Below are 14,549 nucleotides of genomic sequence, written 5' to 3'. Positions count from 1 at the left end.
CTCGCGCCGGCTATCTGGGCGAGCTTGGCGTAGGATTCCGCCCCCTCCCGCAAACGCCCCCGAAGAGGCTGCGCGCCAGGCCGCTGATAGCGCGGGATCGATCGACACTAGTGGCTTCGCTCGCCTGAATGGCGCCAATTTCACGGGACCTCTGACCGTGAGCGGCGCGCCCGTTTACCACTCAGGCAATCTCGACACTGACCGACTTGTGCAGGGCGATAACGCGAACCGCACCACCGCGATCGATGAGGCTGATCTCAACACCGCGCGACCGTCTGGATTCTATAACGGCACCAGCCTTAAAAACGCACCGATCACCGATGCCCGCTACTGGCACCTCCTGAACCAGCGGCACCATAACACCGCGAACCATTACGCCTCCCAGCTTTTGATTTCGCACGGCAGCATCGGCGACATGTTTGCGCGCACGATTGATGGTGAGACGAAGACGCCGTGGACCAAACTGTGGAACGCGGCGAACTTCGACCCCGCCACTAAGGCCAACCTGACCGGCGCCACTTTCACCGGCGCGATCCAGCGCGCTTCGAATTTCTATCTCGACATGAGCGGGACAACTCCGGTCCTGAATTTCGACGCCAACGACAGCTTGCAGTACGACCGTGGAACCGACTCCATGAACTTCGTCGTATCGGGCACCGCGCGTCTCGGTATCACCGCCTCGCAAGCCTGGTTCAATGTCCCGATCTCAACGCCATCCAGCCTAACCGTTCGGGCGGAAAATTCGGACTTAGAAGGCGGACAGATCATCCTGAAGAAGGCTCCCAACCAGGGGCTGAACGGCGACATGGTGATCGATACTCAGGGCAATCACCTGCGTATCTACGACAACGTATCGACCGGCCGCATGATCGCTTGGGATGCGGTAACCGGAGGATTTTCCGTCAACGGTCAGACCGTCCTCCACACCGGAAACCTTGCGCAGAATTATTGGAACGGTCTCCTCACCGTCCAGGGTGGCGGCCTTGCGGGTGGTTACCGTGCCTACAACGTCACCGCCAAGCGTGACTGGCGCTTGCTTGCCCGCGATGACGGCACATTTACGATCTCAGATGAAACGGCCGGGGCATCGCGCTTGCAGTTGTTCACGGACGGGTCGGCATTGATCGGCCGCACCACAGCGACCGATGCGGTATCTGTCGCTAGCGGCAATGGAAATCAGATCGATGTCACGACTGACGGGGGTATTGAAATCACCAAATCCGCCGGGCGCCCTTACATTGACTTCAAAAATACGACGACGGAGGACTTCGATTACCGTCTCGAAGTCGATATCGCGAATTCGACGCTTAATCTCACGGGCCACCTTTGGGCGGGAGGAAATCTGTCTTGTGGTGGTTCGATCTATGGCAACAACTCGCATCTTTACCTGACGAATTCGTCGCCGACCGCATACTTCCTCGACAAGGATCATCGATCGGCGATGATCCACGTCAACACGAACACATTCCATATTCTGCGTGGTTCGGGTGTCAATTCGACGACCTGGGAGCAGTACAACGGCGCCTGGCCGCTTACGATCAACCTTGAGAACAACGATGCCAATTTCGGCGGATCAGTCTCGTCCAAGGGCAACATGTTCGCCGCTGGATCGCAGGTATTCACTGCGGCCACACTTACGAATCTCAACCAACTCGCCAATGGTCCCGGTTACATCACCAAGAATGACAGTGCATATCCACGTCGCTACGATCAAGACGTCGCCATGCGCTTCTATTGGTCGGGGCAGGGCGGACAGCCAAATTGGCTCTGGGGCGGCTCCGACGGTACGAACATGTACGTCTACAACCCCAGCAATTTCAGCGTCAACAACGCGGCGAACCTCGCTGGCATCGCTGGTGGTAACCAAGCTGGTTACATCCGCCGAACCAACGATGCTGCCGGTAATGGTGGATGGAGCCGTCAGCTTGTTCTCGCAGGCAGCGACAACTCGAACGATATTTGGTCTCCGCCGCTCGAAATTCGTGAAATTGGCTTGGTTGGAAACGCCGATTCCAGCACGTCTCGCGCGCCAGGTATCACCTTCCACCATAGCAGCGTCGCCGCTGCTGCGATGAAGATGTACAGCGATGGTAGCTTCCGTTTCATTCGTCAGGGCTCGACAGGCGGTTCCTACCAGAACGTTTGGGCCCAGGAACACTATGCGACCGGATGGTTCCGACCGACCGGTGACACCGGCATTTACTGGGACGGCCGAGCGCGCGGTATCGCGGTCGCGGATGTGAATTCCTCATATGGTAACATCACCACGCACGGCTCCGGTGCTGGCGGTTGGCAAGGCTATTCGATCAATAATTGGCTCACGATGATGGCCAACGGATCGGGTACAAACACGACACGAGGATTTTACAGCGCCGAAAACGGTGGCTGGCTGCTTTCGTGGGACAGCGCAAACAATGCCGTTTTCCCAGGCAACGTCACCGCATATTCAGACGAACGCCTGAAAGATAACAAACGGCCGATCGACAATGTCGCAGAGCGCCGCGCCGGTATGGCCAAGGCCGCGATGCTCTATGAACGCGAAGGTATCACCCGTGTTGGCTTTGGTGCGCAGACGCTTGAACCTTACGTACCGGAAGTCGTCATCACGGCCGACGATCTCGTAGCGACCAAATCGGTCAACTACGCCGATATGGTCGCGATCCTCTCGGTCGACAACCAAAACCAGCAAAACGAAATTGACGAACTGAAAGCGCGCCTCGCCGCCCTGGAAGCCGTCATCATGAGCATGAAAGGAAAATGATCAGAACTATTATTTCTCACGACATCGATGCGGGCACCGCTCGCATTCGCTTTGAGCACAATGGCGTAACCGTCGAAGACGATTACGTCCTTATAAATGTCGTCCCCAGCACGAAATACGTCTTCGAGCAGATGGGCCTCGTATTCGATGAGAGCTATCAGCAACTCGCCATCGAGCGTCTCACCACGTCGATTGAAGGCCAGATCGAAAGCGGCGGTATCAAAAACGCCCCACCTGTCGAGGCACCGTTGTATGAAGCCCCGCCAGAGCCAACCGAGACGGAAGTAGCCGAGACCACCCCTGAAAGCGATCCGGAGACCGCCTAATGGCCCTTCCCGGTTCCGGCGCCATTTCGATGAGCCAGGTCAACACCGAGCTTGGTCGATCGGCGACACAGGCGATCTCGCTCAACGACAGCGCCGTCCGAACGCTCGCGGGCAAGGGTTCAGGCGCGATCTCTCTTGGCGATCTTCGCGGAAAGGCGAACCTGACGTTCACGTATCCGCCCGGGTCATATAGCATGCAGGAATACGGCCAGGCGGCGATGACGATCACCTCGAACCGACAGGTCACCTGGACCTACGGCGGGACGCTGGCCAACGTCAGCGTCGCGAATGGCGGCACCTCTGCTAGCATCATGATCACGACCAATGTCCGCCGAAACGGCACACAGCAAACGACGATCCAGAGCCAGACCAATTTGACCGGGACGGTCGATGGCAAGGCGTACACATGGTCGATCAACCAGATCGCGCTCGCCTCGGGATCAGGCGGGATCGAGTAAGCAAGCTAAATATCGGCATGGCTTACAAACTTTCCGCTCGCTCGCTCTCCCGCCTCCAAGGCGTCCATCCTGACCTTGTCCGCGTCGTCAAACGGGCGATCAAAATTAGCTCTATCGACTTCACGGTTTTGGAGGGGCTCCGGACGATCGAGCGGCAGCGCGAGCTAAAGCGGACGGGCGCGACGACCACGCTTCGGTCGAGGCATTTGACTGGCCACGCGGTCGACCTGGCGCCGATCGTCGACGGCAAGGTGTCGTGGGATTGGGCGCACTACTATGTGCTGGAGAAGGCCATCAAGCAGGCGGCCAAGGACGAAGGTGTCGAACTCGATTGGGGCGGCGACTGGCCTAAATTCCCGGACGGTCCGCACTGGCAATTGCCGTGGGCCTCCTATCCGGCCTGATCGGCTCGCTGGCTAAATACCGTCATGCTCAAAGTCCTCTCTTCGGTCGCTGATTTCGGCCTCAAACTCGTTGCTAATGCGGTCCTCCGCAAGGTCATCATCCGCGTCCTGATCGGCGGCGGTCTCGTCATCGCTGGCGTGAACATTCCGGCCGATACGATCGATCAGGTGGTCGCTGCCGTGGTGTCGATCTAATGGACGACACACTGGCCATGCGCGACTTGCTGGTCCGCCTCGACCAAAAAGTCGGCGATGGCTTCGCGCAAATACACGCAAAACTCGACGCTATGGAACGGCGCGCGGATGGTCACGACAAACGGCTGACAGAGCTTGAACAGGAAGCGATCCAGCGGAAAGCAGCGCTTGCCGATTACGACGCGGTGAAAAAGAGGCTCGCGACGATCGAGACCGAGCGAGCGGCCGAGAAAGGCTTCCTCGCTGGCGGACGGTGGGTCGTGGGGCTCGTCTCTGGCGCAATCGCCTCGATAGCCACGCTCGCGGTCAAATTCGTCCCGCTGATGTTCGCGGCGACCTGACACGTCACAGCAGCCCGCAGATTTTCGCGCCGATACAAAGCACGGCGGGGCTAAGGATCGCGATCGCAATCGAACGCAAAATCATCCAGCGCAACGCCTCTAGCCCGGCTTTGTGACCGCCAGCGTCAGTGATCACCTTGATCGATGCTGCATCATTTTCGTTCATCGTCTTCCATCCTTCGCCGCACAAATCGAACCTTACATCTCGACGGTTGCCGCGATCATCATGCGGGGAAGAACCGGAGAAAATAGCCATGCTGGCACGGTTGCGATTGGTTGCCGCGAGCGTGGCGCGGGTCAATGAGGAGCACTTGGTCTGGCGCGTTACCAAATAAACATCGCGCTTTTCCGCGCCGTAGGCATCACCGCGAGACGAATTCGAGAATTGAGGCAGCACCCGTCGCGCCCACGGTCGCAGCGATAATCGCAGGCAGGACGCGAATGAGCATGGCCAGAATCGTCCAGCCTGCCCCCTTCTCCGTCAGTTTGTTGAATACGCTGGCCGTGTACTCGTCCATCTTCCACCTCAACACGCAATGCTCCCTAAAAAAATCAGAGCGCTCGTTGTGTGATGGATAAGACTTTCCCGATGTCCTACGGACAGTAAGACCCACAGGGTGGGGAAACGTCAAGGGGGCTCTCCGGAGAATCCGGGTCGATCCGAGTCACATCGTCAATCCGGCATTGATTTACTTACATAATTCTGTCGGTACGTTCACATTTCCTCGTGCAAAGATTAACCCACCTACCCAGCTTGTCCACGCGAGCCCCCTGCCCTCACCTGTCTCCCGGCATTGATCTCCGAGGACGACACGGCTTTCGGCATAACATCGACGGTGACTAGGCGGTGGACCGCCCCCTTTTGGAATTCCCCGCCCGCCACCGAGCCACCGCGCCACCCGGATCACCGCTCCACCGCAACACCGTAACAAGCCAAAAAAAGCCAGATATAAAGCCGGTTTGAAGGTTAGTTAAAAACTCAGGTAAGCCAACTCAGATGTTGAGTTTGCATTAATTCTAAAAGTCAGGCTATCAGGTTGCCACTCCCGTGGCTAACATCGGTTGGAATAAGCACACGAATGCGCTTGAGTTTCTGAGCGCCCTGTGCGACACAGTGCGCATCGTGAGACCGAGTGAAGTCTGGAGACCAAACACCAGGCTCGATCACTAAAGCGCCTCTTTTTTGCGGTGAAGGGCGCGAGGACGAGCGAAGGAGCCGGATAGTCCACCACCGGCCCCGACCATATACACGACGCTGGTGTCCATATCCAGCTTTCGAAGCAATCAGGGGCCGGAGTCCAATCCGGCCCCGCCTTGAAGGACATAAGAATGGCGAAAACTCGCTCTATCCTGGCCCGTCAGCTTGAGGCCCGGAAGAAAATCTGGCCCGAAATCACCACGGAAATGCTCTGGGATCGCCGAGAGCGCGATGGCTTCGTCACGATGCCGCGCGCGATGCCGTTGATCATGAACATCATGGACGGTCTCTCCGACAAAGGCTTTCCCGTCTCGCAGACGTACCTCGAACTGTGGTGCCGACTGTACGACGAACTTTTCCTCACGCTGAACCGGCAGGATGAAATGGCGTTCTTCGCCGGTTTCACTGGTCAGCGTGCGCTGCGGACGTGGAAAGATCGTGTCACGCGCTTGGCCAATCTCGGTTTTATCGACGTGAAGTCAGGCCCTACTGGCCCGCTCTCGTATGCTGTGTTTTTTAACCCCTACCACGTGATCAGAAAGTTTTACCTCAAGGGCAAAGTCCCCGAGGACCAGTACCGCGCGCTCGAAATCCGAGCCAATGAGATCGGTGCCTCTGATCTCGACGACATTGATGATCAGGGCAATCTCATCGTCGAGGATGAGGTGCCCCCTCCACCTAAGGCCCCGGCATCTGGGCAGCCCGTTCGACGGCGTATCCGGCCGGTCGCTAAGGCAAAGTAGGGATCGGCCGGAGCCAAATCCCTTCCGGCAGCATTAGCGACTTTTCTATTCACCTCTTGAGAGGCTTGCCTCTTTGCCTCTTGGGAGTTTAATCTCTGTAGAGACTTGTCTCCGTAGAGAAATCTCTCTATAGAGTGTGGGAGCATTGCCTCTAGGGAGGCAGGTCTCTTTGGAGGCATACTTTGATTATTAGTTTGTGCGCGCAAAAGGGTGGGGTCGGGAAGACCACGCTCTCCATCAATATGGCGGATTGCTTGTCCCGCAAGGGTGCCCGGGTCCTCCTGATCGATGCGGACAAACAAGCTTCGGCCTCGGCCTGGGCAGCAGTCCGCACGACCCAAAATTTCAGCGTGATCGGTATCGCCCGCGACACCGTGCATAAAGAAATCAAGGCGTTTTCGGCGGATTACGATCACATCATCGTCGACGGACCGCCACATGCAGAAAGCATTAGCCGATCATGCATTGCTGCCGCCGATTATGTCTTGGTGCCAGTCGAGCCTTCGGGGCTTTCGGTGTGGGCAGCGGACTTGACGATCAAGCAGATCGACGCGGCCAAGGACTATTTCCCCGCGTTGCGCGCCGGAATGGTGGTTTCGCGCAAAATCCGAGGCACGGCCATTGGTCGAGACATCCGCGCGAGCGTGAGCGGCATCGACCTTCTCTCGACCGAAGTCCAGCAACGCGTCGTCTATGCAGAGACTGCGTCCATGGGCCAGACTGTTTTCGATGCGGGCTTGAGCAGCCCCGCCGCCCGTGAAATTGAAAAACTCGTTTCGGAGATTATGTCGTGAGCAAGCGTATCACGATCGCACCCACGCCCGCATCGGCGGGTGATGATTTCGTCAATTCCGGCCCTGGCAAAGATACCCGACCGCCCTCTCCGGCGCCCTCTCCCACCCCAGAACCCGCTGCAGTCGAAGAAAAACCCGTGCGAATTCAGGCATGGATTTCGAAGACCCTTCGTCAGGCATACAGCGTCGAATGTACGCTCGCGGACACTTCGATGACCGATGACATTGTCGCACTTATCGAGAAACGGGTCGAGGAAATGCGGAAGGCTCGCGGAGCATGAGCAAGCGAAAGCAAGATGAGGATACGGCCGATCTATTCGTCGCTGCCGGACCGGGTTTGGATAAGGCGCAGGCTGAGACCGAGACCCGTCTAAACGTGCGGGTTCCAACCGCACTACATGGCCGTTTCAAGGCGCTTTGTGCGCTCAATGGCGAGACAGTCACCACCGCGATCATCCGATTCATGCAGGCAGAAGTGGACGCGAAAGGCTTGTGAGCCAATGCGCATAAGCGCCTAAGACGCATTATCTGTACACAAAAACGGCGGAAAACCGCCGTTTTTCATGCGTGTGTGATGTGCCTGTCAAAAAGAATTAGGCGATTTGAAGGTTTTCGAGCTAAAGAGTCGTCAACGATCTTCTGATCGGACAAACGAAAAGCCCCCCGGATTGCAGTCCGAGGGGCTTGGGAACTCTGGATAAGAGCACCATCTTCAGTGGCCCTTATCCAGGAAATGAGCGCGATCGTCAAGTGAAAACCTCGGTTTTCGCGGGCGGTTTCGTGCGCTGGATGGGGTGGAATTAGAGTGCTCAGTGTCGGACAAATCCTTGCTCGCAAGTCGAGCCGGGGATCGCGCGCGCGCGTTCGGAAGGACAGCGTGAGAGCAGGTCGCGAGCAACGCTCGCCCTTCAATCCGAAGTTCACCGGGCGGTACTTGCAGGCGGCCGAACGCTATGAGCGCGAAACTCGCCAGCCTGGCCAGCGTGTCGGCGCACTCGGTCCTGTAGGATTGGAGGTCTTTCGCGCCCTGCTCCAGATCATCGACTACAAAACCGGGCGCCTCGATCCTTCGATCAAACATCTTTGTCAGCGCCTGAAGCGTTCGCGGGATGCCGTGGTCCGCGCCTTGCGCAATCTTCGCGATGCTCGCTTCATCACTTGGACCAGGCGCTACGTCGAGACCGGCGCCGAGGGGCGTGGTCCGCAAGTCCACCAGACAAGCAACGCCTATCGGGTGATGCTCCCGGCTGCGGCCGAAAGCCTTCTCGGCCGAGCGTGGCACCCTGCCCCGATCTCCGACGACATCCTTCATGCCCGAGAGCAATTCGTCGCAGAGCGCGACGCGATGATCGCCGCCCTCCCCCTTTCCGAGTTTGTGGAAGCGACGATCGAGGACAATAGCCTCGGTGCCATCCTGGCAAGGCTCGGCGCCGGGATCGATGCGCGAGATCAGCGTGAGTCTGCTCCGCGAACAGAATCCTGTTAGAAGTTTATCTGATAGTCGCTTCGCTCTCCCCTTCTCTCTTTCATCGCTGCCAAACCACCCGAATCTCTAGGGACGGACGCGCCTTTTTGCCCGATGATGGGCAAAGGCGGTCCTAACCGTGGCCGTTGCCTCCTGAGAGGTTTGCCGCTTTAGAGGTTAGCCTCCATGTAGTTCTGCGAACGGCCATATCCATGAGGTCGACGTGTGGAAATTTGCCATCCAGGGATGGTCTGGGTCTTCTGATCCTGTCTCTTTCCTCTAAACCGAGGTGTATCCTTCGAGGGCGTTTACAGAGATCGTAAGCGTGGTGACGATCCACAAGTCGGCACCTTCACGCACCGGGTTCGAAACCCGCATGGAGCGCCACATGGCTAAAAAGAAAACTACTGTCAGCGATCAGTTCTATTCGAAAGTTCTCGCTGATACCGGCTCGATCGTGTCCGGCGGCGCGGCATTGCTCGTCCGCGCTAAAGCGATGGGTGGACCGACATGCATGGTCGATGCCGCCGGGCGCGGTCAGTGAGCGCACAGACATAGAGGTTAACCTCCATGGAGGTATTGCTCCAAAGAGTTTTACCTCCATGGAGGGTTTCCGCGCCGCCAGGTCTTCGACCGCCCAGGCACAATAAATAGTGGTCATGTAAGCCACGCCTTCTGGTCGCCTGCGAATTCTCCGGCACCGTAAGAGACGCATTCTCCGCACAAGGATGGGACGCATGGTCGTGCGACCTTCTCCCTTCCACCGTCCCCGGCCAGCACCTCCAAGCAGACGTTCTGACCATCCTCGACCGAGGGTGGGACATGATGATCGCCCACCCGCCATGCACTTACCTGTGCTCATCGGGCTTGCATTGGAATGGTCGCGTCGAGGGCAGGGCGGCACTGACGGAAGAGGCCCTCGATTTTGTCCGTGCGCTTATGGACGCGCCGATTCCGCGCATTGCGATCGAGAATCCGGTCGGCTGTATCTCAACCCGCATCCGGAAAGCCGACCAGTACGTCCAGCCCTACGATTTCGGGGACGATGCCAGCAAGCGCACCGGTCTATGGCTGAAGGGCCTTCCGAAACTCACCCCCCCCCAAGGCGCCCGCGTCTCCGGTCGTATCGTCAATGGCAAGGAAAGGTGGAGCAATCAGACCGACAGCGGCCAGAACCGGCTCCCACCATCCGCCGATCGTTGGGCAGCGCGGTCTGTCACGTATCCAGAAATAGCGCGCGCCATGGCTGATCAATGGACGATCGCGCCGTGAGCATCCTCTCACGACAAGAGCGTGAAGCGCTTGAGACGATCGAGGACGAGGTCGAGCGGGCTTTCCTGTGGGAGGCCGCGATGTGGGCGAACCATAAGGACGAATTCCCGAAAGGGTCCAAGTTCTCGATAAATAGATCGCCGGAAGTGCAAGCGGGCTGCGACAGACACTTCCCACCGCCTGGCTGATAGCCGGGTCCACGCGCGATGCGGGATAGAGAAGGGTGAGCCCGCGCATCTCAAATACGAAAGAGCCCCATCGTCGCCGAGGACGATGGGGCTTCGATCATTTCGCCAGATAGCCTTTCTCTTGAAGGTGTCTGGTAAGCGTGAGGACGACGTACTGGCTGACTGTCCGATCATCCTCGGCGGCCGCGCGTTCCAGAGCGTCCTTAAGCTCGGGCGAAAGCCGGAATCCGACCGTGGGGGAGGGTGCCATAGGGGCCTTTCTTATTGCAGTTTCTCGACCCAATCAGGCCACGATGCGTAGGTGATCGCGGCCCAGTAGGGGCGGTCGAAAATGATGAGGGTCTGATGGGGGAGATGGTCGACCACATAGTCGATTTCTTCCTCGGGACAGATGACCGACAGCCATTCGAGAATGGTCGCGACCGGCGCGTCGGGGGTCAAATGAACGGTGGGGTCCGCGCGAACCTGGCACGGAACTAACTGGAATGCAGATTTGGAAATCATCGCTCAATCTCTCTCTTTCGATACGTGCAGATACGGACGGACGAAAAGATGATTTGAACAGGTGATCTAAACACAGATTTTAAAAACGCTCGGCTGCGGCTTTCCGCTCCCGATGCGTCGCATGTAGTAACACTGTTAAACAGTGTCAAACAGAAAATGCCTCTAGGGAGATAAATCTCCAAAGAGGTTTACCTCTGCGGAGGCTTACCTCTAAGGAGGTCATTCCCCGGCAAAGCCAGCGGAAATTCGAAATGCAGGGGAACGGTGAGCGCGGCCCGATTCCAAATTGGGGGTCGCCAGTGATAAAAAGAACCGCGCTCGCCTACGGATTAGCGCAGATTGGAGAGATCGCCAATAAAGATCGGCCCTTCTGCCCAATCTTCATTTTCGAGTGCTTTGCGGATCAACCGAGCCACCGAATAACCATGGCCGGGATTGCCTTTCCCAAATTCGGCGGCTCGCTCTAGTAGCGATCGGGTGCTTTTCTTCATCATCACTCGCCCCATACTAAGCGGAAAAGAGCCGCGTCGTCCGCATTTTCGAAACCGATCGCCGGGACGGTGGGGTGCTCCGGCGGCGGGAGATCGTCGGGGAAGGGGGCGGTCGTGCCTCCAAGCCACCTGCGAAATGTGATCCACTCCGATCGACGATACTCGCCCGTAGCGTTCGTCCGTAGCCAGGTCAGGACTTCCTCGCTGATGGCGCATGATCGAGTGTCATCGACCACGATCCATCCGCCAACGAGGTGATGCTTTGCAGGTAGCCAAGGGTCAACCAAGCGGAAACCGCGAGAGAGCGGAACTTCGATCATTGGGCCGCGCCCCGTCCGGCACCAAACCGGCCCCGCAATCGTTTCCACAGCACCCATCCATCGGGAGTATGGATTATGGACGACAATGCGGAGAAAGCCCGGGCGATGAGCGACCGCCAGCTTGTCGAAGTCTGGGACGCGGTAGAGGATGGTGAGAACCTGACCGAACTGGAAGCGGCGGTGATCGCCGAGATCGAGCGGCGCGAGTTGGACCTGTAGGTCATACCGCAAGCCAGCGCGCGGCGAAGCGTTCGGCGTCACCATCATCGGCAAAATCGATGCGATAGTGGTCGGCGCCAGAGGGCAGGGTGATGGCGTATTCACCAATGTCGTTGTCGGCGCACCATTCGCCCCGAACGCCGTCTAGTGTGATTATAGGTACAAGTTTATGGTCCTTGCCGACTCTCAATTCAACGACGGCAACGAAATTTGAAGGGATATCCATTTTAATTATAGTATAGCCTTTAGGTGTTGATCCGACGATATTTATCAAGATCATCATCTATCGGCGCGGCCATCTGCTAGGAACGCGTTTTCGCTTCTAAATAGTTCGCCTGCGTGTTGATCCATGCCCTCGGGTAGACCCTCTCCGTCGAGCGTATCAGGAGAGGGTCTTTCGCCTTCAGGGCAGGGCCGCCTCGCGTGAGTGCTTGGTCAGCAGCCTCTCGACATATTGGCCGGTCGATCGGCCCTCGGCTTTAGCCAGGTTCTCGATCAGCGCTTTCACCTCGGATGACACGCGAACGGTGAGCGCCGCTTTCATGCCGCCAGCTTCTCTGCACGATCGTCGAGCAGCCCGGACAGCGTTTCCAGCAGGCCGATCGCAACCTTATCCGGTGCCGTTTCGGCCGACATGAGGGTCCAGACTTCCGCGAGGGCGGCCGAAGCGATCTTGCACTTCTCGATCATGTCCAGGCGCGCGGTGAAGCGCTTGCGGGCATCGGCGAGAAAATTGTCTTCGGGAGTTTTGATGGGAACTTCCACGATTTTGGTTTCCGGGATGGGAGCGACGCTTTCTTCCGCGATCGGTGTCGTACTGGCGGTAAGGGGCGGAACGTCCAATCCCTTTGCCTTAGCCTGCGATCGACGGGTGTACTCGCGCTGCCTCTCTGCATACTCAGGATCGACTTTCGCGCGCCTACGCCGGTAATCAGACGTGCTTTCACCAGGAAGCATAGGGAAATTTGACTTCCGACGGGTGGGCTCGGCCTTCATCAAGGCTCCGGTATCGGCGATCTCCGGCAGTGTGTTTGCCTTTGTGCGCTTCATGGAGTTGTACGCTTTGCTGTAAGCGCAGGACCACTCACGGAATGCGGGATCGTCCCGATAGCGGCGCTTTTGATAATCTGCGGCTTTCTCGCCAGGCATTCGAGGGAATGTCGAAGCGGGCGGGGCCTTGGGGAGTTCGATTTCCTCGACGCTCACCGTCTCGGTCACGGGGGTGACGGGAACGACGTTCATGGAAGCCAGCTTTTTGCGAAGCTCGGTGCGGAAGTTCATGAGACCTCGGTGGTCTGATGACGAACTCGGGTAGGATATTTTAGCCATTTGGCCTTCGTGCTCAATGCGCACAAAAGGGTGTTTGCCACCGTGCCCAAAGACGTATTCGACACCTGCGGCATCCAGAATGTCTTGAGCGGTCGTGCGGTATTCGTGCTGGGTGCTCATCGAGCGACCCTGTGGGATGTAAGGTTCAAGGTTCAAAACCTGGCGCGGCCGAGATAGCGCGCATCATAAGGTAGTTTCTCGGCGGTGTTCTGTCGGGTCATCGTGCCCTTAAGATCGGTATATCGGAGAACTCCGAATCCGTCGAAATTAAAATGCATCACTCTGCATCAAGCCAACGATCCTCAGAAAACCGCCTTTTAAGGCCGTTTGCGATATAACTCAGGGTTGTATTTTAGGGCTTGTATACCTCTTTCGATTGGGATATTCGGTAAATCATCGGCAGGGCCATACGAGTTTATTTGTGGATAACTCGTGATTTGGCGTGATTCGCGCGTCCACCGACCTAGCCCTTTTGGATGAGCGGCCTTATACGGGCTCCATCAACGGCGCACGGGCCTTCCCAAACACCGATGATACCTGGATAGCCCCGCGAATGTGGGGATGCACCGAGACAGACTGTTGCAGCGGTCTCGATCAAAAAATGCGCTCAGAGGATCGAGCGTAAACTACCTGCCCCGCGTATGCGGGGATGTCTCTCAGAAAACGCTCAAACGATCGAGCGTGAACTATCTACCCCGCGCATGCGGGGATGCACCTAAATTTGGTCTTACGGCCAAGCATGATTGCGAGATGTGGCGCACCTCACAGTCCTGCCCCGTGTATACGGGGATCGCGCCAGAGTTTTTGAAGTGACGTTTGACACAGAACTATAAACGGGTCGCACTCGTTTTAATTTGTGTTTGACGATGAGGGAGCGAAAGTTCCTACGACCAATTCGTGGTTGAATTTGAGGGATCTTACGGTCCTACGACCATTGCGGCGTTGAATTGAGGGACTCTTAAGGGTCCTACGATCTAGGCACCCCCATTCGGGATGCCAACCACTACAAAGATGATCGAGACGCTTTAGTCTGGATGTGTGAGACCTATTGCAGGGGATCGACACAGAAAACGATCTAGTCAGGCACCCTCTCCGGTGTGCCAACTCGACTTGAGGGACCTCACGGTCCTACGAAAAGCCCTCCTGGCACACGCTGGGAGGGCCATTTCCCCCAACATCCCCGACACTTTGACGGTATGGAGACGTGTGCGTGAGCGACCATTTCGCAGATTTCGTTGAGGCAGCGCGGCGCGGTCGAGTGCTGATGCACGATCGTCATAAGCAACTTCACCCCGCCAATCTTTTCGATTTCTCCGGGGCAATCCCGCACATCGACTTCGGAACTATCACGTTCGACGAAGCGCAGATGAATGGTTTGGGCGAGACCTACGTCGAGGCGCTCAATCGGGTATATGACAATCCGATTTCCCTTCCGTTCGACGAATTTGCTCTAATTCTTCAAGGACCTCACCTCGTTGAGTGTCAACCGGCGCGCAAAACTGACCCCCTATCGGCGCCCAATATTGACCCCACCTTTCGGT

The 14,549-nt window shown here is 57.4% G+C and carries 23 protein-coding genes; 15 read left to right on the top strand and 8 right to left on the bottom strand.

The window, feature by feature from the left end:
• Positions 1-157 precede the first annotated feature (157 nt).
• From NTCA1_RS26855 to NTCA1_RS26830, 6 genes are read left to right on the top strand one after another with little or no spacing between them, the layout of a single operon-like run.
• Positions 158-2,761 carry a pyocin knob domain-containing protein gene (locus NTCA1_RS26855; protein ID WP_159832375.1) on the top strand — a complete coding sequence of 868 codons (2,604 nt, stop codon included), beginning with the start codon at positions 158-160 and terminating at the stop codon, positions 2,759-2,761.
• Positions 2,758-3,087: a hypothetical protein gene (locus tag NTCA1_RS26850; RefSeq protein WP_159832374.1), complete on the top strand. Its 330-nt coding sequence runs from the start codon at positions 2,758-2,760 to the stop codon at positions 3,085-3,087. The genes NTCA1_RS26855 and NTCA1_RS26850 overlap by 4 nt, the downstream gene beginning before the upstream one ends.
• Positions 3,087-3,545: a hypothetical protein gene (locus tag NTCA1_RS26845; RefSeq protein WP_159832373.1), complete on the top strand. Its 459-nt coding sequence runs from the start codon at positions 3,087-3,089 to the stop codon at positions 3,543-3,545. The genes NTCA1_RS26850 and NTCA1_RS26845 overlap by 1 nt, the downstream gene beginning before the upstream one ends.
• A 17-nt stretch (positions 3,546-3,562) precedes the next feature.
• Entirely contained in the window at positions 3,563-3,949 is a 387-nt protein-coding gene (locus NTCA1_RS26840; RefSeq protein WP_159832372.1) for a M15 family metallopeptidase, read from the top strand.
• 24 nt (positions 3,950-3,973) lie between these two features.
• Complete coding sequence (locus NTCA1_RS26835; protein WP_159832371.1) at positions 3,974-4,144, top strand: hypothetical protein; 171 nt, start codon at positions 3,974-3,976, stop codon at positions 4,142-4,144.
• Positions 4,144-4,485 (top strand): hypothetical protein, encoded by a 342-nt coding sequence (locus NTCA1_RS26830; protein WP_159832370.1) that lies wholly within the window; start codon positions 4,144-4,146, stop codon positions 4,483-4,485. Before NTCA1_RS26835 ends, NTCA1_RS26830 begins: the two co-directional genes overlap by 1 nt.
• A 4-nt stretch (positions 4,486-4,489) precedes the next feature.
• On the opposite strand, the gene NTCA1_RS26825 is transcribed toward NTCA1_RS26830, so the two are convergent.
• Positions 4,490-4,882: a hypothetical protein gene (locus NTCA1_RS26825; protein WP_159832369.1), complete on the bottom strand. Its 393-nt coding sequence runs from the start codon at positions 4,880-4,882 to the stop codon at positions 4,490-4,492.
• Positions 4,848-5,003, bottom strand: coding sequence for a hypothetical protein (locus NTCA1_RS26820; RefSeq protein WP_159832368.1), 156 nt, complete (start codon positions 5,001-5,003; stop codon positions 4,848-4,850). Before NTCA1_RS26820 ends, NTCA1_RS26825 begins: the two co-directional genes overlap by 35 nt.
• Before the next feature lie 811 nt (positions 5,004-5,814).
• Here NTCA1_RS26820 and NTCA1_RS26815 point away from each other — a divergent pair.
• The 7 genes from NTCA1_RS26815 (at position 5,815) to NTCA1_RS26785 (ending at position 9,957) form a co-directional block, all read left to right on the top strand.
• Positions 5,815-6,426 (top strand): hypothetical protein, encoded by a 612-nt coding sequence (locus NTCA1_RS26815; protein WP_201282613.1) that lies wholly within the window; start codon positions 5,815-5,817, stop codon positions 6,424-6,426.
• Positions 6,427-6,608: 182 nt separating this feature from the next.
• Positions 6,609-7,220 (top strand): ParA family partition ATPase, encoded by a 612-nt coding sequence (parA, locus tag NTCA1_RS26810; protein WP_159832367.1) that lies wholly within the window; start codon positions 6,609-6,611, stop codon positions 7,218-7,220.
• Positions 7,217-7,501 carry a hypothetical protein gene (locus NTCA1_RS26805; protein ID WP_159832366.1) on the top strand — a complete coding sequence of 95 codons (285 nt, stop codon included), beginning with the start codon at positions 7,217-7,219 and terminating at the stop codon, positions 7,499-7,501. The genes parA and NTCA1_RS26805 overlap by 4 nt, the downstream gene beginning before the upstream one ends.
• Positions 7,498-7,716 carry a hypothetical protein gene (locus NTCA1_RS26800; protein WP_159832365.1) on the top strand — a complete coding sequence of 73 codons (219 nt, stop codon included), beginning with the start codon at positions 7,498-7,500 and terminating at the stop codon, positions 7,714-7,716. The genes NTCA1_RS26805 and NTCA1_RS26800 overlap by 4 nt, the downstream gene beginning before the upstream one ends.
• A 438-nt stretch (positions 7,717-8,154) precedes the next feature.
• A complete protein-coding gene (locus NTCA1_RS26795; protein WP_159832364.1) occupies positions 8,155-8,706 on the top strand; it encodes a replication protein A in 552 nt (183 codons plus the stop codon).
• A 304-nt stretch (positions 8,707-9,010) separates the two neighbouring features.
• Entirely contained in the window at positions 9,011-9,229 is a 219-nt protein-coding gene (locus tag NTCA1_RS26790) for a hypothetical protein (protein WP_159832363.1), read from the top strand.
• A 278-nt stretch (positions 9,230-9,507) separates the two neighbouring features.
• Positions 9,508-9,957, top strand: a complete 450-nt coding sequence (locus tag NTCA1_RS26785; RefSeq protein ID WP_236549597.1) for a hypothetical protein — start codon at positions 9,508-9,510, stop codon at positions 9,955-9,957.
• Between the two features lie 285 nt (positions 9,958-10,242).
• Here NTCA1_RS26785 and NTCA1_RS26780 read toward each other — a convergent pair whose 3' ends face one another.
• The 3 genes from NTCA1_RS26780 to NTCA1_RS26770 all read right to left on the bottom strand — a co-directional run bounded on the left by NTCA1_RS26780 (position 10,243) and on the right by NTCA1_RS26770 (position 11,140).
• Positions 10,243-10,395, bottom strand: coding sequence for a DUF1778 domain-containing protein (locus tag NTCA1_RS26780; protein WP_159832362.1), 153 nt, complete (start codon positions 10,393-10,395; stop codon positions 10,243-10,245).
• Between the two features lie 11 nt (positions 10,396-10,406).
• On the bottom strand, positions 10,407-10,649 hold the full coding sequence (locus tag NTCA1_RS26775; protein ID WP_159832361.1) for a hypothetical protein: 243 nt from the start codon (positions 10,647-10,649) through the stop codon (positions 10,407-10,409).
• A gap of 329 nt (positions 10,650-10,978) precedes the next feature.
• Positions 10,979-11,140 carry a hypothetical protein gene (locus tag NTCA1_RS26770; RefSeq protein ID WP_159832360.1) on the bottom strand — a complete coding sequence of 54 codons (162 nt, stop codon included), beginning with the start codon at positions 11,138-11,140 and terminating at the stop codon, positions 10,979-10,981.
• Between the two features lie 395 nt (positions 11,141-11,535).
• Between NTCA1_RS26770 and NTCA1_RS28585 the strand changes: the two genes are divergently transcribed.
• On the top strand, positions 11,536-11,679 hold the full coding sequence (locus NTCA1_RS28585; RefSeq protein ID WP_201282612.1) for a hypothetical protein: 144 nt from the start codon (positions 11,536-11,538) through the stop codon (positions 11,677-11,679).
• Position 11,680: 1 nt separating this feature from the next.
• Here the strand turns inward: NTCA1_RS28585 and NTCA1_RS26765 are convergent, their stop codons facing one another.
• The 3 genes from NTCA1_RS26765 to NTCA1_RS26755 all read right to left on the bottom strand — a co-directional run bounded on the left by NTCA1_RS26765 (position 11,681) and on the right by NTCA1_RS26755 (position 13,128).
• Positions 11,681-11,962: a hypothetical protein gene (locus NTCA1_RS26765; RefSeq protein ID WP_159832359.1), complete on the bottom strand. Its 282-nt coding sequence runs from the start codon at positions 11,960-11,962 to the stop codon at positions 11,681-11,683.
• Between the two features lie 120 nt (positions 11,963-12,082).
• Positions 12,083-12,223: a ribbon-helix-helix protein, CopG family gene (locus NTCA1_RS26760; RefSeq protein ID WP_159832358.1), complete on the bottom strand. Its 141-nt coding sequence runs from the start codon at positions 12,221-12,223 to the stop codon at positions 12,083-12,085.
• Positions 12,220-13,128 carry a hypothetical protein gene (locus NTCA1_RS26755; protein ID WP_159832357.1) on the bottom strand — a complete coding sequence of 303 codons (909 nt, stop codon included), beginning with the start codon at positions 13,126-13,128 and terminating at the stop codon, positions 12,220-12,222. Before NTCA1_RS26755 ends, NTCA1_RS26760 begins: the two co-directional genes overlap by 4 nt.
• Positions 13,129-14,218: 1,090 nt before the next feature.
• Between NTCA1_RS26755 and NTCA1_RS26750 the strand changes: the two genes are divergently transcribed.
• The coding region (locus NTCA1_RS26750; protein WP_159832356.1) for a hypothetical protein at positions 14,219-14,549 on the top strand (331 nt) is incomplete at its 3' end.

Source organism: Novosphingobium sp. TCA1, from assembly GCF_009811895.1.
Taxonomy (GTDB): domain Bacteria; phylum Pseudomonadota; class Alphaproteobacteria; order Sphingomonadales; family Sphingomonadaceae; genus Novosphingobium; species Novosphingobium panipatense_A.
This window is presented reverse-complemented; position numbering and strand designations above follow the sequence as displayed.